The 25,651-nt window shown below is 40.6% G+C and carries 23 protein-coding genes; 18 read left to right on the top strand and 5 right to left on the bottom strand.

Annotated elements, in window-relative coordinates:
- Positions 1–487 precede the first annotated feature (487 nt).
- The 4 genes from KFQ09_RS05635 to KFQ09_RS05620 all read left to right on the top strand — a co-directional run bounded on the left by KFQ09_RS05635 (position 488) and on the right by KFQ09_RS05620 (position 8,776).
- The gene (locus KFQ09_RS05635; protein WP_255836086.1) at positions 488–6,637 is read left to right on the top strand and encodes a SpaA isopeptide-forming pilin-related protein; all 6,150 of its coding nucleotides are present in this window, start codon (positions 488–490) and stop codon (positions 6,635–6,637) included.
- A gap of 21 nt (positions 6,638–6,658) precedes the next feature.
- Positions 6,659–7,261: a class D sortase gene (locus tag KFQ09_RS05630; RefSeq protein WP_255836085.1), complete on the top strand. Its 603-nt coding sequence runs from the start codon at positions 6,659–6,661 to the stop codon at positions 7,259–7,261.
- A complete protein-coding gene (locus KFQ09_RS05625; protein WP_181891235.1) occupies positions 7,254–7,580 on the top strand; it encodes a hypothetical protein in 327 nt (108 codons plus the stop codon). Before KFQ09_RS05630 ends, KFQ09_RS05625 begins: the two co-directional genes overlap by 8 nt.
- Positions 7,581–7,963: 383 nt before the next feature.
- Complete coding sequence (locus KFQ09_RS05620) at positions 7,964–8,776, top strand: leucine-rich repeat domain-containing protein (protein ID WP_181891236.1); 813 nt, start codon at positions 7,964–7,966, stop codon at positions 8,774–8,776.
- A 40-nt stretch (positions 8,777–8,816) separates the two neighbouring features.
- Here KFQ09_RS05620 and KFQ09_RS05615 read toward each other — a convergent pair whose 3' ends face one another.
- The 3 genes from KFQ09_RS05615 to KFQ09_RS05605 form a co-directional block, all read right to left on the bottom strand.
- Positions 8,817–9,131, bottom strand: a complete 315-nt coding sequence (locus tag KFQ09_RS05615) for a DMT family transporter (RefSeq protein WP_017358818.1) — start codon at positions 9,129–9,131, stop codon at positions 8,817–8,819.
- The gene (locus KFQ09_RS05610; RefSeq protein ID WP_003217798.1) at positions 9,132–9,476 is read right to left on the bottom strand and encodes a DMT family transporter; all 345 of its coding nucleotides are present in this window, start codon (positions 9,474–9,476) and stop codon (positions 9,132–9,134) included. It abuts the gene before it with no gap.
- A gap of 80 nt (positions 9,477–9,556) precedes the next feature.
- The gene (locus KFQ09_RS05605; protein ID WP_046344945.1) at positions 9,557–10,114 is read right to left on the bottom strand and encodes a TetR/AcrR family transcriptional regulator; all 558 of its coding nucleotides are present in this window, start codon (positions 10,112–10,114) and stop codon (positions 9,557–9,559) included.
- Positions 10,115–10,308: 194 nt separating this feature from the next.
- Between KFQ09_RS05605 and KFQ09_RS05600 the strand changes: the two genes are divergently transcribed.
- The 7 genes from KFQ09_RS05600 to KFQ09_RS05570 all read left to right on the top strand — a co-directional run bounded on the left by KFQ09_RS05600 (position 10,309) and on the right by KFQ09_RS05570 (position 17,738).
- On the top strand, positions 10,309–10,857 hold the full coding sequence (locus KFQ09_RS05600) for a VanZ family protein (protein WP_017366856.1): 549 nt from the start codon (positions 10,309–10,311) through the stop codon (positions 10,855–10,857).
- Positions 10,854–11,318: a DUF6884 domain-containing protein gene (locus tag KFQ09_RS05595; RefSeq protein ID WP_024720270.1), complete on the top strand. Its 465-nt coding sequence runs from the start codon at positions 10,854–10,856 to the stop codon at positions 11,316–11,318. The genes KFQ09_RS05600 and KFQ09_RS05595 overlap by 4 nt, the downstream gene beginning before the upstream one ends.
- A gap of 150 nt (positions 11,319–11,468) precedes the next feature.
- On the top strand, positions 11,469–12,098 hold the full coding sequence (locus tag KFQ09_RS05590) for a rhamnogalacturonan acetylesterase (protein ID WP_017358823.1): 630 nt from the start codon (positions 11,469–11,471) through the stop codon (positions 12,096–12,098).
- A gap of 153 nt (positions 12,099–12,251) precedes the next feature.
- A complete protein-coding gene (locus tag KFQ09_RS05585; protein ID WP_007496663.1) occupies positions 12,252–13,292 on the top strand; it encodes an NAD(P)/FAD-dependent oxidoreductase in 1,041 nt (346 codons plus the stop codon).
- Between the two features lie 75 nt (positions 13,293–13,367).
- On the top strand, positions 13,368–14,972 hold the full coding sequence (locus KFQ09_RS05580; RefSeq protein ID WP_255836083.1) for a helix-turn-helix domain-containing protein: 1,605 nt from the start codon (positions 13,368–13,370) through the stop codon (positions 14,970–14,972).
- A 111-nt stretch (positions 14,973–15,083) separates the two neighbouring features.
- A complete protein-coding gene (locus KFQ09_RS05575; RefSeq protein WP_169476138.1) occupies positions 15,084–16,010 on the top strand; it encodes an ABC transporter substrate-binding protein in 927 nt (308 codons plus the stop codon).
- A 12-nt stretch (positions 16,011–16,022) separates the two neighbouring features.
- Positions 16,023–17,738 carry an ABC transporter ATP-binding protein gene (locus KFQ09_RS05570; RefSeq protein WP_255836082.1) on the top strand — a complete coding sequence of 572 codons (1,716 nt, stop codon included), beginning with the start codon at positions 16,023–16,025 and terminating at the stop codon, positions 17,736–17,738.
- A 55-nt stretch (positions 17,739–17,793) separates the two neighbouring features.
- On the opposite strand, the gene KFQ09_RS05565 is transcribed toward KFQ09_RS05570, so the two are convergent.
- Positions 17,794–18,120: a YnfA family protein gene (locus KFQ09_RS05565; RefSeq protein ID WP_017358827.1), complete on the bottom strand. Its 327-nt coding sequence runs from the start codon at positions 18,118–18,120 to the stop codon at positions 17,794–17,796.
- A 354-nt stretch (positions 18,121–18,474) separates the two neighbouring features.
- Here KFQ09_RS05565 and KFQ09_RS05560 point away from each other — a divergent pair, with 354 nt between their 5' ends.
- The 6 genes from KFQ09_RS05560 (at position 18,475) to KFQ09_RS05535 (ending at position 22,307) form a co-directional block, all read left to right on the top strand.
- Positions 18,475–19,041 (top strand): RNA polymerase sigma factor, encoded by a 567-nt coding sequence (locus tag KFQ09_RS05560; RefSeq protein ID WP_008341682.1) that lies wholly within the window; start codon positions 18,475–18,477, stop codon positions 19,039–19,041.
- Entirely contained in the window at positions 19,038–19,796 is a 759-nt protein-coding gene (locus KFQ09_RS05555; protein WP_048002102.1) for an anti-sigma factor, read from the top strand. The genes KFQ09_RS05560 and KFQ09_RS05555 overlap by 4 nt, the downstream gene beginning before the upstream one ends.
- A gap of 99 nt (positions 19,797–19,895) precedes the next feature.
- Positions 19,896–20,393, top strand: coding sequence for a hypothetical protein (locus tag KFQ09_RS05550; RefSeq protein ID WP_035391291.1), 498 nt, complete (start codon positions 19,896–19,898; stop codon positions 20,391–20,393).
- Between the two features lie 89 nt (positions 20,394–20,482).
- Positions 20,483–21,490 (top strand): zinc-binding alcohol dehydrogenase family protein, encoded by a 1,008-nt coding sequence (locus tag KFQ09_RS05545; RefSeq protein WP_136945046.1) that lies wholly within the window; start codon positions 20,483–20,485, stop codon positions 21,488–21,490.
- Positions 21,491–21,503: 13 nt separating this feature from the next.
- On the top strand, positions 21,504–22,031 hold the full coding sequence (locus KFQ09_RS05540) for a YfiT family bacillithiol transferase (RefSeq protein ID WP_050827072.1): 528 nt from the start codon (positions 21,504–21,506) through the stop codon (positions 22,029–22,031).
- Between the two features lie 12 nt (positions 22,032–22,043).
- Positions 22,044–22,307 (top strand): hypothetical protein, encoded by a 264-nt coding sequence (locus tag KFQ09_RS05535; RefSeq protein WP_035391285.1) that lies wholly within the window; start codon positions 22,044–22,046, stop codon positions 22,305–22,307.
- Positions 22,308–22,345: 38 nt separating this feature from the next.
- Here KFQ09_RS05535 and KFQ09_RS05530 read toward each other — a convergent pair whose 3' ends face one another.
- Positions 22,346–22,825, bottom strand: coding sequence for a MarR family transcriptional regulator (locus KFQ09_RS05530; RefSeq protein ID WP_008341672.1), 480 nt, complete (start codon positions 22,823–22,825; stop codon positions 22,346–22,348).
- A 168-nt stretch (positions 22,826–22,993) separates the two neighbouring features.
- Between KFQ09_RS05530 and mprF the strand changes: the two genes are divergently transcribed.
- Positions 22,994–25,564: a bifunctional lysylphosphatidylglycerol flippase/synthetase MprF gene (gene mprF / locus KFQ09_RS05525; RefSeq protein ID WP_079919260.1), complete on the top strand. Its 2,571-nt coding sequence runs from the start codon at positions 22,994–22,996 to the stop codon at positions 25,562–25,564.
- Positions 25,565–25,651: the final 87 nt, after the last annotated feature.

The raw sequence follows: 25,651 nt of genomic DNA, 5'->3' as shown, positions 1-25,651 counted from the left end.
ATCATTTTAGATATTTTGTTTATTTTTTTGCTGCTCAAACGGTAAATGTAAGAATAAAAAGCATCGGCTTTTTGATTACCATATGGAAGGGAGTAGAAGGAATGCGATCTATATGATGCTGAACTATCTCACCATACATACCATATGAGTCATGCTTGTTTTATATGAACGTTCTATATGTGAATACATGCTTATATATGCATGTACTAATCATTTGTTGTTCATTCCAGTATAAATAGAAAAATTCACATTTATTCTTTTCATGTTCCCTCTCACTATTCCCCATTGCTATAGACCCCTATCCAGCTACTATATCTACTACTCATGATGACCTTTCAAACTCATGGTTGATCAACTCATTTTATTCATAGGGTCTTAAGATGCAATTTTTAGAAAAATTTGATCAGAAGCGGAGTGATTGATCAGACAGTATACAAATGATTTTTTAATTGTTGTTGAAAAATAATTGTAGAAAAGGGTGGATGTATTGAAAAGAATATTATCGGTGGCACTGATGACCGTGTTAGTCATACAGTCTAGTATATTAGGAATCTTGCCTTTAGCAGGGGCACAAGCTAAAGACATTCAAGAGAATATCTACGGGAATATTGAGTTTGCTGATAGCGAAGGTAACAAGTTATCAAACATAGAAGATCAGCAAGTTAGAAAGGCCATTGTGCATTGGTCTATCAGAGGAATTGATCTCAAAAAGCAATATCCGTATATTCTCTCTCTTCCTTCAGTCATGCAGGTAGAGAAGGAGCAGAAAGAACTCATTACTGTCGATAACATCCCTGTTGGTGAGTATACCGTTTCAAAACAAAATGAAGTGACGGTCACATTCAATGAGGATATTGAGCTTGATCCGAATTTAGAAGGATCTATAGATATTGACGTCACCAGTATAGCTGAGAAAAAAGAGAAAACAAAGCAAAACGAGCGTGAAGAAAATCTTTTAAAAGATGATTCAACCTCATCGGAGAAAGACAAAGCTGCTAACAATCAAGAAGCAGCGCAAACGACACAAAACGATGAAGATGAGTTACTAAAAAACAAAGTGAATGTCTCTAAACGTGTAGGACTGCAAAGTGTGTCGAAACAAATGACAATCCAAGAAAATCTTCTCACTGATGCGCAATTGATATTTGAAGATCAAGAAGGAAATTCAATAGAAAGGCCTGACGTCAACTCACTGATTTCCATTAACTATAAGTGGGCCATCCCGAATGGTCATAACTATAATGGCGGGGATGAATTCCATTTCAAGGTTCCAGAGGAATTAGTCATTTACGAAAAAATCGATCGTCTCGAGATGAAATTTAATCAATCGACCATCGGTTATTTTTCTGTAGATGAAAGCGGAAATGCCTCCATCGAGTTCACAGATTTTATTAAACAATATTCAAATATCCAAGGAACACTTCAAGTATGGACACAATTAGATAAACAAACAGTGATCACTGAAGAAAAAGAAGTGGTGATTACCCCGATTGAAGGCAAAGATACGATATCGATCCCGATTCAATACATTCCAAATGGTCCAAATGTCTCTAAAAAGGGAGAACCCAATCGATCTTACAATGCTGAAACCATTCAATGGACAGTCGATTTTAATATGGACTTAGATGATGTGAAACAAGCGAAACTGTTAGATCCGATTCAAGAAGGTCAAGCGTTAAAAAAAGATTCAATCAAGCTTTATCGTGTTGATACAAAGCTAAATGGTGAAACATCGATTGGTCAGCTGCTTGACGAAAACCACTACACAATCGGCCAAACAGCAGATGGTCAAGATTTCACGATTGAATTTAAAGATGACGTGCATCTCGCTTACCGTTTAATGTATGAAACGGACATTACGAATCAAGATCAGTCTGCATTTCGTAATAAAGCCTCCCTTGTCTCTGCTGATAAAGAGATTAGTTCAGCAGAAGGAACCGTGAATGTGACAAGAGGCAGCCCTTTAAATAAAAAAGCCGCTCACTACGATCCAGTCACACAAACGATTACTTGGGAAATTCGGTATAACTATAACGAAAAAAAGCTGGCTCAAAAGGATGCTTTGATAGAAGACTTCTTTAACGGCACACAGGCGCTAATATCTGACTCAATTCAAGTCAAAGAAGTCACAATTGATGAGAATGGCAAAGAATCAGGAACAAAAGCGTTTGAAGATTATGTGGTTCAACCTCAAACAAAGGATGAACAAAACGGGTTTACCTTGCAATTCAATCAAGAAATTCAATCGGCTTACCTGATCACATATCAAACAAAAGCAACCGATCGAATTTTCGAAGCTGAAGAGATTATCAATACTGTGACAGCTGGCAAAGAGAGCAAACAAGCGAAGCAAAGAATTGATCAGCAAATCCTAACGAAAAATCATGGAACACCGAATTACAAGAACAAGACCATTCCATGGCGTATCACCTTCAACAAAGATCAACAAACCATGAACAACGTAATATTAAAAGATTCGTTTACAAACGAAGGATTGACGCTGCAAAAAGATAGTTTAAAAGTGACGACAGGTAATACAGTGCTTGAAGAAGGCACAGATTATCAAATCGTTGAACATGCAAATGGATTTGATATTCAATTTACGAAAGAAATCAAGACAGAACATACCATCACATATACAACGTCTTTTGATTATGAAAAAAGAGCAGATAAAGATCAAAAGAACCTGCGTAACCATGTAAAACTTGAATGGGTAAATGAAGATGGCAAGGATTTGACGAAGGAAAACCAATCTGTCTTTACGCCTGACACATACACGCAGTCAAATGGGTTCAAGAATGGAACATATGATGCAAAGCAAAAAGAGATCACATGGAATATCGGTGTGAACTATAATTTGAAACATCTAGAAGAGGCGAAAATCGAGGATTTCATTCAAGGAAATCAGCGTTTGCTTAAAGATTCAATCATCGTCTACTCGCTTGATTTACAAGGCGGGGAAAATGGTGCGGAAGAAAAAGAAGTATTAGCGAAAGAACATTATGACATCAAATTCCTTGAAAATGAAAAGGGAGAATCAGGCTTCGAAGTCATTTTCAAACATGCCATTGATTCCCCATACAAAATCACGTATCAAACAAGTGTTGAAGGAATGGATTTAGTACAGAAAACCTACGAAAATAAAGCGACCCTTTATGATGGAAAGACGAAAGAATCAGACGTGAATGCTGTGGTGTCCATTCCAAATGGAGGGAAATACACGAGCAAATCAGGAAATCAACAAGGGAAAGTCATTGATTGGAAACTGAATATCAACTTTGGTCAATCAACAATCCAAGATGCGACGATTATCGACCATCCGAGCAGTAACCAAGCCATAATAGAAAACTCATTTCATCTGTACTCGACAACAATAGATGAAAAGGGGCAAGTGACCAAAAAGGAAGAGCTGGAAAAAGGGAAGGATTATGAACTAGACCTTGAATTCGATCCAGATTCTTTTCAAATCAAATTTAAAGAAGAAATCACGAGACCCTATATTTTAGAATACCAATCTCTCATTTTAGATAAGGTGGGAAGTACACTTCAAAACGAAGTAACGTTTAGAGGTGAAAATGTAAAAGAAATCAAAAAGGAATCCGAAGCCTCAATTGTGGTCAAACGTACCGCTGGCATGGGAGATGGCACAGGAGCGATTGGCGCTTTAACCATTCATAAGGTAGATGCGAGTAGTGGAAAAGCGCTAAAAGGAGCAACCTTTTCTCTGACTGATGCTGCGAGCGGTATCGTCATTGGAACAAAGACAACAGATGAAGAAGGAGCTCTTCGATTTGATCGTCTTCTGTATGGTGACTATATCGTGACAGAAGAGAAAGCACCTGATGGTTATTTGAAAACGAAGGAACCGATCAATGTCACGATTGATCAGCCTTACGAATCAGGAGATCAAACGAAAATAGGAAACAGCATGACGGTGCAAAACCAAGAAATCCGCCAGCATGTGAAACTTACGAAAAAAGATAAAGAAACGGGTGCGGCATTAGAAAATGCAGAATTTGAACTGAAAAATGAATCTGGAGATACCGTCCAAACCCATTTGAAAACGGATGAAAAAGGAGAAATCCTTTTCAAACATCTTGAGCCAGGTTCCTATTATTTTGTTGAAACAAACGCACCGAAAGGCTATCAATTAAATCAGCAAAAATGGCCGTTCACCATTAAAGAAAATCAAACAGAAACAACGGTTGTCACCGCAGTAAATGACATCATCAAAGGCTCTGCAGAATTGAGCAAAATAGGTGAAGGCGGAGAGAGACTAGAAGGTGCACAGTTCAAGCTCTTAGATCAAGATGGGCATGAGCTAAATGGTGCGCTTGTCACAGGAAAAGATGGCAAGATCACGATCAATGAACTAAGACCGGGTACGTATCAGCTCATCGAAACAAACGCACCAGACGGTTATGTATTAGATGAAACACCCATCACATTTGAAGTACCACTCGATCCAAAAGAACCAGTCATCATTTCACAAAAGAACCTCTATGAAACAAGTGCATTAGAAGTGATGAAAGAAGGGGAAGATGGCAAGAAGCTTCAAGGTGTTCGATTTGAAGTCTTGGATCAAAATGACAAAGTCGTGCGTAAAGATTTGACAACAGATGAAGATGGGAAGCTGTTGGTCGATGACCTCAAACCGGGCAAATATCAGCTTGTGGAGACAGAGAGTATTGATGGTTACCAAAAGAAAAATAAACCTTATCCGTTTACCATCGAAATCGCACAAAAAAAACCGGCAGAGATCAAAGTGATCAATGATCTCAAAACTGGAGCTGTCCAGCTCACGAAACTCGGTGAAAAGAATGATTTGCTTGAAGGAGCAGAATTCAAGCTAGTAGATGCAAATGGAAAAGAGATAAAAACAGGTCTTGTCACAGATGAGAACGGGAAGATCATCGTCAACGATCTGAAACCTGGAACCTATCAGTTTGTTGAAACGAAGGCGCCATTCGGTCATGAGCTTGACGAAACACCTGTCACTTTTGCTATTCCATTTAACCCTGAGAAGCTTGTCAGTGTGACAAAAGAAAATAGCCGCACAACTGGCGGAGTGCTGTTACACAAAAAAGGTGAAGATGGGAAATCATTAGAAGGGGTTGTCTTTGATCTATCTGATGCCAAAGGAAAGATAGTGGCAGGAGGAGAAGGGATTACAACCAATCAGGATGGAAAGATTACCTTCACAGGTTTAAAACCTGGGGAATATCAATTTGTTGAAAGAAAGAGTCTTGAAGGCTATGAATTGAGTGCGAAACCACTTGTCTTTGAAGTTGAATTAGGTCAAAAAGACTTGATTCAAGTGGAGGCAATCAATCAGCTCAAGAAAGGTTCTGTAGAACTAACTAAAATAGGGGAAGAACAAGAAAGATTGAAAGGCGCAGAATTTACCCTTTTCAATGATGATGGTAAAGAATTGATGTCAGGTTTAACAACCAACGAAAAAGGCATCATCACTGTCAACGATTTGAAACCAGGCGCTTACCAATTGGTTGAAACGAAGGCTCCTTTTGGACATCAACTTGATGCAGAACCAGTAGACTTCAAGATTGATTTCAATCCAAATCAACTGGTGAAAGTGACAAAAGAAAATATTCGGACGACAAGTGCGGTAAAGCTTCAGAAAAAAGGGGAGGATGGTCAATTGCTCGCTGGCGTGACCTTTGACCTGATTGATGTGCACGATCAGCGTGTGAAGAAAGACTTAAAGACAGACAAAAACGGTCAACTGACAGTCGATCAACTGAAGCCAGGAACCTACCAATTTGTCGAAACAGCAAGCATTGCCGGCTATGAATTGGATCAGACACCTGTCTCATTTACGATTCGATTAGGTCAAGACAAACCAGCAAAAGTAGAAATGATCAACAAACTGACGCCGGGAGCAGTGGAACTGACCAAAGTGGATGCTGAAGGACACACGCTGGAAAACGCAGAGTTTGCTCTTCAGAGTAAAGAAGGGAAAACGTTGAAGAAATCACTTGTAACGGATCAAAAAGGAAAGCTTCACATCAACGATCTAAAACCGGGAGAATATCAATTCGTTGAAACGAAAGCGCCTCACGGCTATGAATTAGATGATCAGCCGATCCGGTTTACGATTGAGAAAAATCAGCAGAAGCCTCTTCAATTAACAGCGAAGAATCACTTGATTTTAGGAAGTCTGCGTATCATAAAGGTAGACCAGCAGACTGATAGAACCTTAAAAGGTGCAGCCTTTGACATTCGTACAAAAGCCGGGAAAATCATCAAATCTGTGACAACAGGAAAAGACGGAGAAGCCATTGTCAAAGGGCTTAAACCTGGTGAATATACACTCACAGAGACGAAAGCTCCAAATGGTTATGTAGCGTTAAAAAAACCAATCGCTTTTACAATTCAAATGGGCGAAGTGGAGATCAAGACATTGATTGTAAAAAATGCTCCAATGAAGAATGAAGAGGACCACACGAATCCTCCAGCCTCAGATCAAGGGGATCAACATCCACCTCATGGCTCAAACTCAAACGGGGAGCTGCCAAAGACTGGGGAAGAATGGCTACGTTATTTGATGTATGCAGGGATTTTACTAGTAGTGTCTGGAACTGTTCTTCTTGTAGTCAGAAGAAGGACCATTCAGTAAAAGGAAGGAACGAGTGTATTGATGAAAAAAAGAACCTTATTAGGCAGCTTATTGGTGGTCGCAGGACTAATGCTTATCTCCGTTCCTTTTCTATATGAGTGGCGAACGTCTCAAGAGGCAGCAGCCATGGAAGAGGCATTGAAAATGATTGAAGAAAATGACAGTGATGCCCTTTCTTCTATTCCACATTTAACTGTGTCAGAAGAAGACCTGCGAGATACGATGGAGCTTGAGATCCCGTCAATTGATTTAAATGAAAAAGTGCTACCTGTTACATCAAAAGAAAATTTAAGTATTGCACTGACTCAAATCAAATCTCATCAAATGCCAGGTGAAGGAAATTTCACGATTGCAGGCCATAGAGGGTATAGAGGCGACCGGCTTTTCCGGCAGCTGCCAGAGGTGCCTAAAGGAGAAAAAGTCGTCTTACATCATCAAGCAGAAACATACGAATACAAAATTGTCAGCTCTGCTACGATAGAACCGACGGATGTTGATGTACTAAAGGATCGCGGGAAAAATGAACTGACATTGATCACTTGTACTCTTGATGGCCAGAAACGATTTGTCTTAAAAGGAATACGAATCAATGCTTCAAAGGATAAGCAACCGTCGGATGTATAACACCAACATAATAGATGATGGGTATGCTGGAAAAGCAGCGTTCACGACCGACATGTTACACCAATTTTTAGTAGAGCATTATCCCACTTTAAAAAACGAACGTTGGGATGTGGATATAGATACAATTCGGACTTCGCCTATTCTTCATCCTTTATTAAGAAGGAAGATTCCGATAGGTATTGAAAAATTCACATGTGTTTTGTTCACGCAGCAGATAGGGTCCTTTGGAGAGCCTTTGATTGTGTACTTTTTATTGGATGAAAAAGGCGAATCGATTTACGCAATGGATTTCTTGCTTGAGCAGCATAATCCACATTAAACGAGAAATAAAAAAGCAAGATCTTTAATGAACCGGTTCGGTTTTAAGGTGGGAAAATTGTATTAGTCATATAATGAGGACTCTAATTCGTATATGAATTGGAGTTCTTTTATTTGTTTATATGAAAGAGTACGAGCTATCGTCAAGACCTGTGCAGAATATATGGAGGATAGTGAAAGCGAAGTCGTTGATATGTTGTTGCTCCATATTTTAAATGAAAAAGATTTTATAAAATGGATTGAAAACAGACGTAATCATCGGTGGATTGTGGTTAAACGGACCAAAGAAGACCATCTCGATTTTATCCCTTTCCCTGTTTCTTCGGAAAAACTCTGATAAAATTCATTTAGATATCCGTCATTAGTAGGTATGGAGGTAAAAGAATGTTAAAAGAAGACCCTGAATATATTTTTCGTCATGATGCACGACCAGAAGCTGTTCATGATTTAGCCGTTGTAGATGAAAATTCCACAGAGTTGTTAATCACAGGAAAAACAAAAAATATTGATAGGTTGAACTCTTTTTCTAACCTGACGAAATTGTGGATTTACAAAGTGAGCCAAAAGGAATTTAATACGATCTTGAGCTTAGTTAACCCTAAAATGCTCTATATGCGTGAACTGAGAGTAGAAGATTTATCAATCATCAGTTATCTTCAAGATGTTGAGGTATTGGCACTTGAATGGAATACAAAGGCACAAAGTTTATGGGATCTATCAAAAAACACTTTTTTAAAATCTTTATCCTTAACAGATTTTTCAAAGTTGAATGACATAGCTCCTTTGCAAAAAAACACTGGTTTAGAATGGTTGCAATTGTCAGGTGGGATTTGGAATTCATTAAATTTAAATACTCTACAACCTTTAAGATACCTCAAGAATTTAAAATATCTGTGCTTATCAAATATAAAAGTGAAGGACGAGTCTTTAGAGCCAATATCGGCATTAGAGGGACTCAAGGAACTTGACATTTCAAACCAATTCCCGACAGAAGAATATGCTAGATTATCCGTAACCCTTCCAAATACGAAGTGTGATCGTTTTGCACCATACATCTTTTTATCAAGTCCTATTGTAGATAAAGATGTGATGGTGATTGGAAAGCGGAAACCGAAATTAAATTCAAAAGTCGATGTGAAAAAGTTACAAAAATACGAAGAACAATTTAAAGCGTACCAAGAAAAGTATATAAATTAACTTAAAAAGCAATGGAATAGATTTTCCATTGCTTTTTCTATTACGCAAACAACTTCAGCCCAACGACGCCAATCACAATCAGCAGCAAGCTGAGGATACGAATCATGTTTTTCGGTTCTTTAAATAGAATCATATTAAACAAGACAGAGCCCGCTGTTCCAAGTCCAATCCAGACCGTATAGGCAACGGAGACTTGAACGGAAGAGAACGAGGCGTACAAAAACAAAAAGGATAAGGCAAATCCGCCGACAAATATAATACCTGTCGTGAGTTGCTTTTTCTTACTAAACATATTGAGACCAATGGTTCCGCCAATTTCACAGGCAGAGGCCAACAGTACAAAAAACCAGCCCATTTATACCGCTTCTCCTTTCTGCTCATGTGCATCTCCATCAGACACTTTCAGTCCAATAATTCCGAGAATTAAAATACCCATAAATAAAAGCTTTTCTAATGAAAACGAACCGCCGAATAGCGCATAATCCATCAAAGATGTACCAATCGTTCCAACTCCTGCAAACACGGCGTACACAGTCCCTGTCGGCAGCTTCTCGCAGGCTTTCATTAAAAAATAAAAATCAACCGGGATCAGGCAGATTATGATCGCCCACTCCCACACAGCATCAGCTCTATTTAAACCAAACACCCAAAGTAATTCAAATAAACATGTGAGTGCAACATACATCCAGCTTTTTTTCATCGTATTTCCTCCTAAACCTTAAAACTGACGATTCGTCATTTTGGAGCCAAAAAAGAGCGTACAGCAAGTGCTGTACTAAGTTAAGGTGTCTCTATGCCAAGTGCGTAAAGGAGAAATTGCTTCACCTCTCGTTTTTGAATTAGAACCTCTTCTGTATCTGTTTCTGTAAATAAGTACATTTGCTCAGCTGATGATTCAAGTAAACCGATAATGAATTTCGCAGCATATTGACAGTTCAAGTTCGCACGTACTCTTTTGTCCTGTTTTGCCTTTTCTAAAAAAGAAGCGACCCATTTGTAAATCGGTTCATAAATATCTTCCCATTCCTTTAAATGCTCGGTGGCAGCTAAACCTGAGTAGGTGAGGGCAAGGACATCACGGTATTGCCTTGTAAAAGCGAAAATGAATTCAACAAGCGCATCTGCTTGATCGAGGACATCTGCATGCTGAGTTAATTCCTTTTCGATCGCAGGCACCATCTGTGCGATCAGATGTTCAGCGATGGCAGGCATGACAGACAGCTTTGAAGGAAAATATAAATAAAACGTTCCTTGCGCTACTCCTGCTGCTTTCACAATATCCGAAATGGTCGTCTTTTCGATTCCTTTTTCTTTAAACGCGTCAATGGCAGCAAGCATAATCTTATCTCGTTTCGACACATCATCACCGACCTTAAATGACTGAATGTCAGTCAGTTTAGCGGAAAAATGACGATTTGTCAATATGGGTTTCTCGTCATTGAATAGGAGAATAAGTGATGAATAGATGCGGGCAGGCCTGAATAAGCTGTAAATATGGTCAAGCATGATGTGAGAAAGGGGCAGCTCTCCGTATGACATTCAGTGCGATGTTTTCCATGACTTATTTCCTCTTGCTCGTCCCGCTCTATTTACATATGAGATACAGACAGGCGAAAAAACAAAAACGATTTATCTATTTACGAACTGAAATCGTTCTTGCCTGTCTGTTTATGTATACAAATGTTTTATTATATTTGACGGTCTTTCCTAATCGTTTTTCCGCACCAAGGGATCAGGTGAGTGTCAACCTCATGCCTTTGCAGTCCATTTATCAAAATCTCCATGCGTATCATCATGGCTATCCCAATCTTGTTTTTTTAAATTTGGCAGGGAACATTTTGTTATTTGTGCCACTTGGTTTTTTTCTTTATCAAGTATTCCGAACCTTGCGCTGGCAAAAGGCGATTCTTGCTGGCTTTTTCTTGTCAACAATAATTGAAGTGCTTCAATGGATATTCTCGCAATCTGGTATGATTACAAGAAGCAGCGATATTGATGATATTCTCTTAAATACACTTGGCACAGCGCTAGGTTGTATGTTGTATCGGATGTATCAACGAAGGAAGGAGAAAATCAAGTGAAGCGAGTTTGTATCATTCCATGTGGGGCGAAGAAAATGTGGGACGTCCATCCAGAGGCAGGGAGCCAGCCGGCGAACCTCGTTTATTTAAGTCCGCTGCATCAGCGTACGAAAAGCTATGCCCGAACGTTCTTTTCAGACTATCTAATCATTTCAGCGAAGCATGGATTCTTAAAGGCAGATGATATTATTCATGAAAATTATGATGTGGCTTTTGGTACACCGCATACTGATCAGATAACAAGAGAAGCACTAAGTCAGCAATTTCATGAAAAACATCTCACTGCATATGATGAATTAGTGATACTAGGTGGAAAGAAATATCGAAAGGTGATCGATCCGTTATTACTTCCTCATCAGACAGCGATTTATCCGCTGGCTCCATATAAAGGAATTGGCTATATGCTTCAGGCGTTAAAGCAAGCCGTTGAGACAAAAGTAGAACTTCCGCCGCATATTTAACGTATTCACATCTACCGGTAAGCAGGGTTTTGATCATTAAAAAGAGAATGAATGAAGTAGCGATGCTGATTGTTTCATATCTTTTCAGTAGCCACTAGCGTCTGCATCGCTCTTGAAGAGGTGGCTCAATGAAAAAGGGGGCGTATGAACATGACAACCATCTATTTAGCTGGTGATTCAACCGTTTCATCTTACCCAGATCGTCCTGTTCAAGGAGGGTGGGGAGAGTTTTTACATCGCTACACAGCACAGGGTGTGAGCGTCGACAACCGCGCAATCGGTGGAAGAAGCTCAAAAACATTCATTGAAGAAGGACGGCTTGATAAAATATTGGCTGACATTCAGCCTGGGGACTGGCTGTTTACACAAATGGGGCACAATGATGCTTCAACGGAGAAGCCCGAACGGCATACAGATCCTTTCACAACGTATAAAAGCTATTTGTCTCAATATATTCACGGAGCAAGAGCGAAAGGAGCTACACCGCTTTTATTAACGCCAGTCGGCCGCTTTCATGAAAAAGACGGAGAATATATCAATGATTTCCCTGATTACTGTGCCGCTATGAAAGAACTTGCCGATGAAGAAGAAGTTCTTCTCGTTGATTTAAATACAGTTAGTCTCCAGTTTTATCAAATTTCCGGCATAGAGAAAACGACTTCTTACTTTATGCTGTCAACAGGTATAGAGGATCGCACGCACTTTACAAAAGAAGGGGCAGATGCGATTGCAAGACTTGTTTCGCTGGAATTAAAGGACCTTGGATTAACGATTGTGTGATGGATGACAGGACGAGAAAGCGCTCGTCCTGTTCTTTTTTTGCAGAAAGCTATTGATTCCCTTCACCAGAGTAGACTACAATAGGTACATATGATAATGAGAATCAATATCACTTATAAATAGATCAATCGATGAAAAACTGGAGGGACTCAAATGACAGAACAACTTGAATTGTTTGACGTCACCATTATTGGTGGCGGTCCAGCAGGAATGTACACCGCCTTTTATAGTGGGATGCGGGATTTAAAGACGAAGGTACTGGAGTATAACGAAAGCCTTGGCGGGAAAATCCTACTGTATCCTGAAAAGGTCATTTGGGATGTGGGCGGTTTGCCGCCAACAAGAGGTGAACAGCTGATTCAGCAGCTAGAAACACAGGCGAAAACATTTGAACCAGAGATTGCGTTGAATCAAAAAATCACGCAATTCGAGCGGGATGAGAATGGTCATATCCTGCTGACGGCTGAAAATGGCGATCGTCATTTGACAAAGACCCTCATCTTAGCGATGGGTCACGGAATTCCAGTTCAGCGAAAACTTGAAATCGAGCATGCAGACCGTTATGAGGTAACAAACCTTTATTACACCGTGCAGGAGCTAAAGACGTTTGCAGGGAAGCGGGTGGTCATCTCTGGAGGCGGAGATTCAGCTGTTGATTGGGCAAATGCCCTCGTTCCAATTGCAGAAAGTGTGACCGTTGTGCATCGTCGTGATATGTTTGGCGGACATGAAAAAAACGTCGCCAACATGAAAGCATCCAGTGCTCGCATTCTCACACCGCATGAACTCACAGAGCTTCATGGTCAAGGTGACAAAATTGAAGCCGTCACCATTCAGCACTTAGAAACAGGCGACATCGAACGAATCGAAACCGATGCTGTCATCGTCAACCATGGCATGAAAGGTGATTTAAGTGTTCTATCAGAATGGGGACTCAAGCAAGGTGAGTGGGGACTCATCGAGGTCAATGAAAAGATGGAAACCAATTTACCTGGCGTCTATGCAGTTGGCGACTTATGCACACATAAAAGTAAAGTGCGTTTAATTGCCGGTACGTTTGTTGATGGAGTTAATGCACTCAATAGCGCAAAGCTATACATCGAACCAGAAGCAGAAAAAGTAGCGTACGTGTCTTCACATAATGAACGCTTTAAAGAGAAAAACAAAGAATTACAAACGGCTGGAGCGCGATAATCACCATTCAGTCAGACATTGAAGTGCTAAAATGGTTTATTTTAGCACTTTTTTATATGGAAGGAGAAAGAGAAAATGACCGCCTATAATCATACAATTCTTCGCATGAAAGAAAGCAGTAAACGATCTCTTTCTGTGAAACAAACGGACTCATGGCAAACATCTTCACTGATGTTCTTGACTACGGACGGTGCGGTGAGAGTTGACATGGAAGGAATTCGATATGAGCTAAATGCCAAAGACAGTGTATTGATCCGCTCAGGTATAGATGTCATGATTCAATCTTTGTCCAGCGAGCAAGTGGTGATCTATACTGTCACATTTGATCAATTCACTCTGGCACATGATGCACAAAATGAATTGGTCTATAAGGTGAATCACGATGACCTCCCTGATAACGGTGAAGTGGTGAAAGGCTCTCCCGTCCTTTTTTCTTACATCAAACAAATACAGACGAGCCAAATCATACAAGAACAGGCGAAATGGCTGGAAGAAATCATGTTCATTTTCCGCAAACAATCCAAGCCATACAACGAAAAAGTGCATTATTCGATTAACATGATCTTGCAGTATATGGCTGAGCATTATGATCAAAAACTAACAAGAAAAGACTTAGCTCATAAGATGGGGTTTCATGAGAGTTACTTTTCTACCTTTTTCAAACAAAGTATGGGAATGAGTGTGACAGAATACATTGCACAAATTCGAATAGACGAAGCCAAAAAACGTCTTCTGCAAACAGACGATCAAATTCAAATCATAGCACGGCAAGTCGGGTATGCAGACAGTTTATATTTCAGCAGGAAGTTCCGTCAAAAAACAGGAAGAACGCCCAGTCAGTTTCGAATGAACCGAAGACCAGAGCGGATTGCTGCTTTTCAATTTGTCGGGTCATTGGTTGCAATAGGCATTGAGCCTGTTTGTATTGACGAAGAAACCGATCTCCATTCAGATATACTCAAAGAACATCTGGCTAGTTCGCTCGTCATAAATGAACACACGCCTGATGACGTCTTTAAATCACTTCAATTAGATGTCATCATCGTCCCTAACTATTATTATTCAAAACCTGCATTGATCAAGCGATTGGAGCAAATCGCACCTGTTCTTGTTCTGCCATACGCCGTTCATCATGCTGTACAAGATGTACTGTCTATAGGACGCCTTTTAGGAAGAGAAAATGAGGCAAACGATTGGGTGAAACGATTTGAACAGCTTAGTCAACAGGCAAGAAACACCCTGTCTTCCTTTAGAGAAAAAGGCGAGACCGTTGCGATCTATGAAATGAGAGGACATGACAAAGTGTATATGTGGTCCTATGAGGCAAGAGGCGCCTTCTATCTTTACGAAACGCTTGGCTTAAAACCTCCAAAAGCCATTCTAGAAGAAGTTCTTCTTCCTAATCAACATACAGTCATTCCTTTAGAGAGACTTGGAGAATACGAGGCGGATCATATGTTTTTTATTGTCTCTGATCAATATGGGTGGTATAAGCAAATGGACAAGCGAATGGAAGAAAGTGATGTTCTTCGTCAATTATCGGCTGTGAAAAATGGTACCTTTTATCCAGTAAAACTGGAGGAGTTTCGATTTGATGAAGGAGAGCGTGCACTTCTTTTGATGGACCGGTTTGTCTCTCAATTGACACAGCCAGCCTATCCAACAATTGTCCATATGTAAGTTGCGAGAATCCTCCATAGACCACTACGGGTGAGGTTGATAGAATACATGAGACTAGTAATTGATAACTATTCTCATTTGTAGTTGCGAAAATGAAGGAGGAATATGGAGATGAAAAAGACGTATTGGATATGTGCTGTCATTCTTCTAATGATATTGACGGCTTGTGGCAATAAAGAACAAGCCAAAACAGCAGAATCAAAGCAAGAAACGAAAACGGTTGAAACAGTGAAAGGAAAGATAGAGATTCCTGCTGAACCTAAACGAATTCTCGTAGATGGATATTTAGGGAGTGTGATTGCACTTGACGTTCAGCCTGTTGGATCGACCACGCAGGATTTAAAGAACGTACACTTAAAGGGCAAGATAAAAGGAATAGAGGACATCAGTGACGAGCGTTCAGCTGAAAAAGCACTTAGCTTAAAGCCTGATCTGATTATCACAGCCGTACAGGATGAAAAAGTCTATGATGTGTACAAAAAAATAGCGCCTACCATCGTGTATCCTTACGGTTCTTTCAAAGATGCACATGAAGAATTAACGACGCTGGCAAAAATTTTAAATAAAGAAGAGGAAGGAAAAGCATTCCTCACCGCCTTCGATCAACGAATTGAGGCTGCTAGGAAAAAAGTGAAGTCTGCTTTAAAAGAGAATGAAACGGTCTCGATCATGGGCGCTTTTAAAAATGATGTCTATGTATATGGTAACGGAATTTATCGAGGCGGGCAGGCATTATATCAGCAATTACAGGTAAACCCGCCAAAACAGGTCAGAGATACAATTTTAAAAAGTAAGACAGGGTATGAAGTCATTTCTTATGAAACCCTTCCTGAATATGCAGGAGATTACATTTTCATTGATGAAAGCAACGGCGGAACATTTGATAAAAACAACTCTATTTGGAAGAGTCTAGAATCTGTCAAAAAAGAGCAGACCTATCAAATGGATACAGAGTTCTTCTGGCCTTACGATCCGATTGCAGTAGCAAATCAGGCGGAAGAGTTTGCTGACATATTGACAGAAATGTCTGATCGGTAGGAGGTCTGTCAATTGTTAAAGCGCTTCTTCTCATACTACAAACCATATATGGGGCTGTTTATATTAGATTTTTCCTGTGCAGTACTGGCAGCCTTACTCGAATTATCCTTTCCCCTTGCCATCAGTAAAGTGATGGACGATTTGCTGCCAAATGGTGATTGGGATGCCATTTGGTTTTGGGGTATTCTGCTCCTCAGTTTATACGTGATCAGCTCTACGATGCATTATGTCGTCACCTATTTTGGGCACAAATTAGGCATTAATATAGAAACGGATATGAGGAATCAGCTATTTTCTCATGTACAAAGAATGTCCTTTCGCTTCTTTGACAAAAAGAAAACGGGAAAACTCGTGTCCCGTATGACAAATGATTTAATGGATATTGGAGAAATCGCGCATCATGGCCCGGAGGATTTATTTATCGCGATCATGACACTCACAGGTGCCTTTGGCTTGATGCTGTCGATTAATTGGCAGCTGGCAGTTCTCACATTTATTGTCGTTCCATTCTTGATCGGATTATCCGTCTACTTTACGAAAAAAATGTCTGCTGCTTTTGATAAAATGTTCTCGAGTATTGGTCAATTCCATTCACGTGTGGAAAACAATATTAGTGGCATACGGGTTGTGAAAGCATTCGGAAATGAATCACATGAAATGGACCGATTTATTGAACATAACGAGCAATTTAGAAAGACAAAGCTAACCACATATCAAATGATGGCTGTGCATACCGCTGTTAGTCATTTTCTTATTAAGAGTGTGACAGTGTTTGGCCTTGTATGCGGCGCATGGTTTGTGCTGCAAAAAAATATGACGTATGGGGAATTTGTGTCATTTGTGCTATTAACAGGCATCTTCTTAGGACCCATTCAACAAATCAATGCAGTCATTGAAATGTATCCAAAAGGTGCAGCGGGCTTTAAACGATTTGCATCACTCATCGATCAATCGCCAGATGAAAAGGATGCGGATGATGCCATTGAAGTTGATCAGTTAAATGGGGATATCGTTTTTGAGCATGTGTCTTTTCAATATGAATCAGACAAACCGGTTCTTCATGACATCAATCTTGAGGTGAAACAAGGAGAGACCATTGCGGTCGTAGGTCCCTCTGGTGCTGGGAAATCGACGCTTTGCAGTTTGCTGCCACGTTTTTACGAATGGCAGGAGGGAATCATTACAATTGATGGCATAGAGACAAGAAAGATGACACTGCCTTCGCTGCGTAGACAAATTGGTGTCGTCCAGCAAGATATTTATTTATTCCATGGGACCATCCGAGAAAACATTTTATACGGAAAACTCGATGCATCTGATGAAGAAGTGTGGCAGGCAGTGGAGAAAGCCCAACTGAAGGATCTTGTAAATAGCTTGCCAAATGGGCTTGATACGATCATCGGTGAACGCGGAATGATGTTATCTGGCGGACAAAAACAGCGTATCTCCATTGCACGTATCTTTCTTAAAAATCCGCCAATTTTTATTTTAGATGAAGCCACATCTTCTCTGGATACGGAGACAGAATCCTTTATTCAGGGCTCACTTGAAGAACTATCTGAAGGACGAACCACGTTTATTATTGCGCATCGCCTAGCGACCATCCAGCATGCTGACCGGATTGTAGTTTTAACAAAAGAGGGTATCAAGGAGCAAGGCAGGCATGAAGACCTGCTGGAAATGGACGGGATGTACCGGCGTTTGTATGAAACACAGTTTAGAATGTAAAAGAGGAAAAGCCGGCATATTGCCGGCTTTTTAGCGTGTGATCATCATCCGACCTTTAACTACGGGGGGCAAATAACATCACACTGACACCAGCTAAACAGATCAAAGCACCCATCCAGTCATAGAAATCAGGGGTTTTGCGATCGACCCACCAGCCCCAAAACACAGCGAGAACGACAAAAACACCGCCATAGGCCGCATAAACCCGCCCAAAGGTCGGGAACTGCTGGAATGTAGGGATGACGCCGTAAGCGACCAAGATGAGGCTACCTGCGATTCCGTAGCTGACGGGTTTTGCTTCACGCAGCCACAGCCAGACAAGGTAACCGCCACCTATTTCAGCCAGACCAGCTAATAAAAAAAGAACAATCGTTACAATCATTTACGGACACTCCAGTTCTCCTGTTTCGTTCTATTATGACATGATGAAAGGATGTGTTCTACCTGATGTAAATTGAGAGCCTGACGAGAGTTTGCTAAAATCAACTGAACAGTGAATGAAACACATGGATTCTTGACTTTCCTTGAGGCGGGTGATCCAAATGGTCAATCCATCCGTTTAGTAAGTACATTCTCATGAGGAACACATTTCCTTTTTCAGCGCTCTTTTTTTCTCCTTGAAAAAAGAGTAAAGTACAAAGGAGGCTTATCTCAGCAATTTGAGTGATGAGCCATACGTGAAGATTTCATGATGAATGCATAATGCTCTTTCTCATGAAAAAGGAAGGAGATGACCATGGACACACTGAAGGATTTTGAGCTGTATCACAAGATCAAACATGATCGACACAAGCCCTCGCTTGAAATATTGTACGATCGCTATGAACGTGTGTTATATTCGTTTATTTATAAAATGACTGGAAACCGTGAGCTGGCGGAGGAAGTACTTCAAGAAGTCTTTATCAAGCTCTGGCGCGGCATAGGAGAATATAATACAGATAAAGGGAAATTTTCCTCATGGTTATTTATGATGTCACGAAACACGGCAATCGATCTATTAAGGAAACACCGAAATGAAACAGCTCTTGAAGATGAGCATATTGAATACTTGGCAGATCATCAAGAAGATGTGTCAAAAGAAGTAGAATGGAACGAAGAAAAACAAATCATACGTGAAGCAGTATCAACATTGTCGAAAGAACAGCAAACCATCATCGAAGATGTCTATTTTAAAGGAATGACACAAAAGAGCATTGCGGAAAAACTTGGCATTCCTATTGGAACGGTGAAGGGAAGAGTTCGATTGTCATTGAAGCATTTACGAACGAAACTGTCTCGCGGAGGAAAGGAGGAAGAGGCATGACTCAGTGTAAACATCAAGTCATTGATTACTTTAACGGGCATTTACAAGGAGAAGAAAAGGCGCAGTTTGAAGAGCACATCAAACATTGCTCGGATTGCAAAGAAGAGCTTGAAGAACTGACATCGCTCATGTCTGATATTCCGTTTCTAGCAGAGGACGAAACGCCTCCGGCAGGGATGAAAGACCGCATTTTATCCAGGGTATTTGAAGAAGAGATACGAGAGACAACAATCGCTGCAACATCGAACCCGCCTCAAGATCTCAAAATGGTTCGTGATGCAAATGAGATGAAACCGCCAATGAAGAAAAAAAATCAATGGCTTTTGCCTCTCGTTGCCGCACTGCTTCTCATTTCTGCAGCTGGGAACGTGTATTTCTTAACAAATGGAACAGATCAAGCAGAAGAATCTATCAAAGTTGTTGCGACAAAATCACTGGCATCTGCCGAATCAGCAAAAACAACGGGTGCTTTTTCAGTGATTGAGCATCACGGCAAAAAAGAGCTTGTCGTGAGTGCCGACGGATTAAAAGATCAGCTTGATTCATCAGCTGTTTATCAAGTATGGCTCATTAAAGGAGATCAGCCTGTTCCGGCCGGTGCCTTTAAAACAGATAGCAAAGGGGAGGGCACCGTCACCTATGCGTTATCTGAAAAAGAAGCAAACGAATCATGGGATACTGTGGCTGTCACCCTTGAACCAAAAAAGGATAACAAGCTTCCGCAAGGTCCTGTCGTACTGAGTGCTGCATTTTAAGCTTGATTCATGAAGGATGCCTTTTTCAGGGCATCCTTTTTTGATAGGCAGAAGGAACCTTATGACAAATGAGACGTACTACATATAGAGGTGAGACACATGCAGCGATACATAGAAAAACAACTATTTCTCTTATCAGCTAGACACGCATTTACCGCATTTTATTTTTTGGTGATCCCATTCATTATAAAAGACCTTTTTAAATCAACTCCTTTATTGATGGTCATGATCGCTCTTTTTATCATTCATCATCTAGTGACAAGTATCGTATGGTTTTATAAATCAAGAAACATTCGAAAGCGTCAATCAGGTGACCTAACCAAACGGGGACATCTCGTTATCCAGATCATGCAGAGGCTCGAACAGCTCATGATGCTCGGTTTTGTGATGGTATTGATCAGTGGATGGATGCAGGGAGACATTGTGACGCTATTATTCACAATTTTTCTGTTCATCGTCGTTTTCTTGCAGCACATTCAGTTTTATTATGTTCAGTACTTTTTTAAATCGAGCGGCTGGTTCACCTATGTCCTCTCTTTACAAAAGGCACGTCCTTCTTACATCGTGAGGGAACGAAGGGCTTTGAAGAAATCCTAAATATGCAATCGCTTGCTGACTGATCCATCAGCATTAGAAATGTATGATAAAATGTGGAAAAGAAGCATGGAGAAAGGGAGTGCGAGCGAGTGAAAGCAGTTGGATTATTTGAGTATTTGCCAATTGAGCATGAACAAAGCTTGATCGATCAGGAGGTGGCAAAGCCCAAAGCAGCTGGCAGGGATATTTTGGTGAAGGTAGAGGCTGTGTCGGTGAATCCAGTGGATACAAAGGTGAGGTCACCGAAGAATCAGAAAGAAGATGAATTGAAAATTCTTGGCTACGATGCAAGTGGTACGGTGGTGGAAGTGGGCGAAGCGTGTACGTTGTTTCAGCCGGGTGACCACGTCTATTACGCAGGAGATATCACGCGACAAGGCTCAAATAGTGAATACCAGCTTGTGGATGAGAGAATTGTGGCGAAAAAGCCTGCAAATCTCTCTTTTGCCGAAGCAGCTGCCATGCCTCTTACAACAATTACGGCATATGAAGCGCTATTTGACCGAATGCATATGAAGCGGAATGCAGAAGGCTCGACCTTGCTGATCATCGGTGGTGCAGGCGGAGTGGGCTCCATCGCCATTCAACTCGCCAAATTAGCAAAGGCGACTGTGATCGCCACTGCATCAAGACCTGAAACAAATGAATGGTGTCTCTCATTAGGGGCTGATCATATCATTGACCATCACGAGCCGCTCTTAGCGCAGCTTCAGGAAAAAGGGATTGGCGAAGTGGATTACATTTTATGCTTAAATGATACAGATGGCCATTTCAAAGGGATGGCAGAAGCGATTAAACCTCAAGGAACGATCTGTACCATTGTTGAAAATCAGCACCATTTAGACATTCAATTACTCAAAAATAAAAGTGCTGCATTTGTATGGGAATTCATGTTCACACGGCCGATGTACAAAACATCGGATATGATGAAGCAGCACGAGCTTTTAAAAGAAGCGAGTACATTATTTGAAGAGAAGAAGTTAAAACATACATTAACAAAGGTGCTTAGCCCCATCAATGCCGCCAATTTGAAGCAGGCACATCAAACACTTGAGCAAGGGAAGATGATAGGTAAATTTGTTCTAGAAGGATTTTAAGGAGGGGCAGTAGATGACATCATTACAATATCCGATTGGCTTATATGAACCGGTGGACCAACAAACGAAAAAGCAGCTGGAGGCATGGATTGATGAGCTGGCACTCATTCCTCAAAAGTATAAAGAGGCAGTTGTCCCATTGACAAATGATCAGCTGGATACCCCATATCGGCCAGGAGGATGGACCGTTCGTCAGCTCATTCACCATGTAGCGGACAGCCATCTGAACGCCTACTTGCGATTTAAACTTGCGCTGACAGAAGAAACACCGCACATACGTCCATATGATCAGGAGGCATTTGCTTCACTTCCTGACAGTAAGGCGTCTATCAGCCTATCGCTGCCATTAATCAGCAGTCTACATCGCCGGTGGGTCACATTACTTCGCGAGATGACAGAGGAAGATTTCAACGCTGCATATTACCATCCAGCCGATCAACAAACGGTGTCCTTGTATGATGCAACAGGAATGTACGTCTGGCATTCACAGCATCATCTTGCCCATATCACGGAATTAATCAAAAGAAATCAGTGGAAGTAAAGGAGTCAACACATGTCTAGTAGAAGAATTGTCGGCGCTATGTTTATCTGCATGGCGGCATTGTTTTATATAGCAAAATTCGTTTTGTTTGAGATTCGTTATGGTGGAAATGTAAGCACAGTAAGAACGATCGAGGAACTGGAAGATATACTCCCAGGCGGTACGTGGATCAGCATCATTTTTCTCATTATCGGTTTAGGTTATCTCCTGTGGGATGATCGGGAAGTCATTCGTCAATATCTTTTCACCCCAGATAAACAAGGAAAAGAAGAATGAAAAAAGACGGACCTCAAGTGACCGTCTTTTTTCCTTTTTTAGCCACGTTCAGGACGAAGTGCTTTTTCTAAAATGGCTAGACCTTCATTGACTTTTTCTTTTTCTTCGTCATTGAGCCGTTGCAGGGAATTTTTAATTTTTTCATGCCCTTTTTGATAAATACTTCTGAAAATATTTTTCGCTTCCTCTGTCAATTCTACGACAATGATTCGACGATCACGCTCAGAATGCTTTCGTTCCACAAAGTTCGATTGTTCTAACCGATCAAGCAGCCCTGTCATATTGGACAAAGAAGCCCCCATTTTTTCAGCAATTTCGGACACTTTAAGAGAGCCATGGTTATTGAGCAGCATGAGTACTTTCATTTGAGGCATACTCATATCAAGCTTCATCCATTCAGAAACATCTCCAAGTCCTGCAGCAGTGAGCACTTTCATATACAGCACCCATGTCTTTTTTTCCTCAGGAGATAGGATTTCCTCTTTTAGTACGGTGGTGTCATGAATATTATATTCCACGCTTGTTCACTTCCTTTAAGCGGCTCTTTTCTTTATATTACTGATTTTTACTTCTAATTGAAAGTATCATGAAGCTTTTGAATGTTAAACTGCATGAATTAAGTGGTATTTGTTGTATAATAATGGTCAGTTGAAATTAATGAAGCAACTTAGAAAGTTGGGAAAAACATGTGGAACAAAAAAACGGGTATGACGATCTTAAAAATGCTCTTTCCGATCGTGATCATCCTTGTCTTAATTTTTGTCGCCAAGCAGGAGCTGAGCGGCCTTTCCATTAAAAAGACGTTTTATATTATTGACAGCTTGAATCGAATGGACTTGTTTATTCTTGTCTTTCTTGGACTTGTCGCTGTTTTATCCATGTCCTTATATGATTTTATTTTAAGAAAAAGCCTTGATATGCCCATCAGCGGCTGGAAAACGATCCGAATTTCTTGGATCGCCAACTCCTTTAACAGTGTACTTGGATTCGGTGGTTTATCAGGAGCAGGGCTTAGAACGCTTCTATACAAGGAATACATAACAGATACGAAAAAACTGCTGAAAGGCATTGCGCTTTTAACATCCTCTGTTCTGCTAGGCTTATCTATTTTCAGTGATTTGATTTTAGTTAGGGTCCTGCCTGTTGAAAGTATTATTAGTCAGGAGCCGTGGTTATGGGCATTTGTCATTATTTTTGCTTGTATTGTGCCCATTTACATCATCATGGCGTCCATTCGAAAAAGCTCGATTGAGAGCGGTGAAAACGGACTGAAGCACCCGATCTATGCTTATATTGGTGCATCGTTTTTAGAGTGGCTGGCAGCTGGTCTTGTCATGTACATGGCTGTTGTCTCTATGGGGATGAACGTTGATGTCCGTATTGTATTAGGCGTCTTTGCGATTGCGTCAATCGGCGGTTTAATCAGTATGGTTCCGGGCGGATTCGGTTCGTTTGATCTGATCTTTTTACTCAGTATGCAATACATTGGGTTTGATAAAGAGATGGTACTGACAGCGCTTGTCTTGTACCGCTTCGTTTACTCCATTTTCCCGTTTATTCTTGGACTTTGTCTAGCGGCATACGATTTAACTGGAACAACACTCAGGCGTCTTGAAGGCAATCCGAGAATGGCGCCTGCTATTGAAACAACAAACGTCTTAATTGTGTTGCACCGTGCTCTGCTTATCCGTTTATTGTACGGATCTTTGTCCATTTTAACGTTTGGAAGCGGTTTGCTCATTATGGCTTCCGTTGTGCTTCCTGTTGATCGTTTAGGTGTGATTACAACCATTCCACGCTTTTTGTTATCAGGATTTAATGGTCTTTCTTTAATGTTCGGGATCATTTTAATGATTTTGTCCATTGAAGTGTATAAAAGAACAAAACGGTCTTATCTATTGACAATGATTGCCCTAGCAGGCGGCTTTGTGTTTACTTTACTAAAAGGGTTTAACCTGAGTTTGATCTTTATATTGCCGGTCATCATGGTGGTATTTTTCTCGCTTCGAAATCAATTTGTGAAGCAGCAGGCGCCTTATTCTTTGAATCAGTTTGTGGCCGCCGCCGCCGGATATTTACTCGTGTTGTTTAACTATAATGTCATTGGGAACTTCATTTGGATGAAAATTGGTCATTTCTTAAGCAAGGACTATTTGGTTCATAATGAACGGCATATCACGATGACCAGTATGATTGCTTTAATTGGCGTCCCTCTTTTCTTTTTCATTAGCAAATTGATTTTTAATAAAAAAGCAGTTCCAATCGGCGAAGAAGCAGATGAAGAAAAATTAAAAACTTTTCTCGAAGAAAAGGGAGGAAATGCTCTTAGTCATCTAGGTTTTTTGGGAGACAAAAAACTGTTTTTCTCAAGTGATGGAGAGGCGATGCTTCAGTTTGGCCGGATTGGCCGCTGCGTTATTGTGCTTGGAGATCCTTCTGGGCGTAGAGCCTCTTATCCGCTTGTACTGGAAGAATTTTTGGAACAGACAGAAAAAGCAGGCTATCGTGTCGCTTTTTATCAAGTAGAACGTGAAGGAATGGCGCTTTATCATGACCTAGGTTTTCACTTCTTTAAGCTTGGGGAAGAAGCCATGGTCGATTTAGAAACGTTCTCTTTGTCAGGAAAGAAAAAATCAAACTTACGGGCTGTCGCAAATAAATTTGAACGAGAAGGCTATACGTTTGAAATGCTGGAGCCGCCCTTTTCAGAGGAATTGATCTCAACCTTAAAACAAATCTCTGACAGCTGGCTGGGCAAGAAAAAAGAAAAAGGATTTTCATTAGGCTATTTCCATGAAGACTACATTCAAAAAGCACCGATTGCGATTTTAAAGGATGAACAAGGACAGATCATATCTTTTGTGTCCTTAATGCCGATGTATCAAAAAGGAGAGATATCCATCGACCTCATGCGTCATATGCATGATGCACCGAACGGGATGATGGATGCACTCTTTATCCACCTTTTTCAATGGGCGAAAGAAAAAGGCTACACATCCTTTAACATGGGAATGGCGCCATTATCGAATGTAGGCACGTTCCACCAGTCCTTTCTGACAGAACGTTTGGCGAGTGTCATCTTCAATAACGTCAGATATATGTATAGTTTCAGCGGCTTACGGTCGTTTAAACAGAAATATAAACCAGAATGGCGCGGAAAATATTTAGCGTATAAAAAGAATACATCACTGCCTGTCACAATGGTGCTCGTCACTAAGCTGATAGGAATGGACCCAAATCGAAAACGGCGTCCATAAGTCCAAAGAACCTTTACCTTTCACTAGGTGAAGGTTTTTTTAGACAAAAGAATAGCAAAAGTGGTAAAGTTGAAGGGTAAGGGGGAT

Origin of the sequence: Bacillus sp. FS02 (assembly GCF_024398395.1) — a bacterium.
GTDB classification, from domain to species: Bacteria; Bacillota; Bacilli; order Bacillales; family Bacillaceae; genus Bacillus; species Bacillus altitudinis.
Note: the sequence above shows the minus strand (reverse complement) of the source record. Positions and strands in the feature narration are given on the sequence as shown.

What these genes read in the sequence shown, in the direction of transcription:
- KFQ09_RS05630 (WP_255836085.1), top strand. Translation starts at nt 6,659, where the DNA reads ATGAAAAAAAGAACCTTATTAGGCAGCTTATTGGTGGTCGCAGGACTA.
- KFQ09_RS05625 (WP_181891235.1), top strand. Translation starts at nt 7,254, where the DNA reads ATGTATAACACCAACATAATAGATGATGGGTATGCTGGAAAAGCAGCG.
- KFQ09_RS05620 (WP_181891236.1), top strand. Translation starts at nt 7,964, where the DNA reads ATGTTAAAAGAAGACCCTGAATATATTTTTCGTCATGATGCACGACCA.
- KFQ09_RS05615 (WP_017358818.1), bottom strand. Translation starts at nt 9,131, where the DNA reads ATGGGCTGGTTTTTTGTACTGTTGGCCTCTGCCTGTGAAATTGGCGGA.
- KFQ09_RS05610 (WP_003217798.1), bottom strand. Translation starts at nt 9,476, where the DNA reads ATGAAAAAAAGCTGGATGTATGTTGCACTCACATGTTTATTTGAATTA.
- KFQ09_RS05605 (WP_046344945.1), bottom strand. Translation starts at nt 10,114, where the DNA reads ATGCTTGCTGCCATTGACGCGTTTAAAGAAAAAGGAATCGAAAAGACG.
- KFQ09_RS05600 (WP_017366856.1), top strand. Translation starts at nt 10,309, where the DNA reads ATGACATTCAGTGCGATGTTTTCCATGACTTATTTCCTCTTGCTCGTC.
- KFQ09_RS05590 (WP_017358823.1), top strand. Translation starts at nt 11,469, where the DNA reads ATGACAACCATCTATTTAGCTGGTGATTCAACCGTTTCATCTTACCCA.
- KFQ09_RS05585 (WP_007496663.1), top strand. Translation starts at nt 12,252, where the DNA reads ATGACAGAACAACTTGAATTGTTTGACGTCACCATTATTGGTGGCGGT.
- KFQ09_RS05580 (WP_255836083.1), top strand. Translation starts at nt 13,368, where the DNA reads ATGACCGCCTATAATCATACAATTCTTCGCATGAAAGAAAGCAGTAAA.
- KFQ09_RS05575 (WP_169476138.1), top strand. Translation starts at nt 15,084, where the DNA reads ATGAAAAAGACGTATTGGATATGTGCTGTCATTCTTCTAATGATATTG.
- KFQ09_RS05565 (WP_017358827.1), bottom strand. Translation starts at nt 18,120, where the DNA reads ATGATTGTAACGATTGTTCTTTTTTTATTAGCTGGTCTGGCTGAAATA.
- KFQ09_RS05560 (WP_008341682.1), top strand. Translation starts at nt 18,475, where the DNA reads ATGGACACACTGAAGGATTTTGAGCTGTATCACAAGATCAAACATGAT.
- KFQ09_RS05555 (WP_048002102.1), top strand. Translation starts at nt 19,038, where the DNA reads ATGACTCAGTGTAAACATCAAGTCATTGATTACTTTAACGGGCATTTA.
- KFQ09_RS05550 (WP_035391291.1), top strand. Translation starts at nt 19,896, where the DNA reads ATGCAGCGATACATAGAAAAACAACTATTTCTCTTATCAGCTAGACAC.
- KFQ09_RS05540 (WP_050827072.1), top strand. Translation starts at nt 21,504, where the DNA reads ATGACATCATTACAATATCCGATTGGCTTATATGAACCGGTGGACCAA.
- KFQ09_RS05535 (WP_035391285.1), top strand. Translation starts at nt 22,044, where the DNA reads ATGTCTAGTAGAAGAATTGTCGGCGCTATGTTTATCTGCATGGCGGCA.
- mprF (WP_079919260.1), top strand. Translation starts at nt 22,994, where the DNA reads ATGTGGAACAAAAAAACGGGTATGACGATCTTAAAAATGCTCTTTCCG.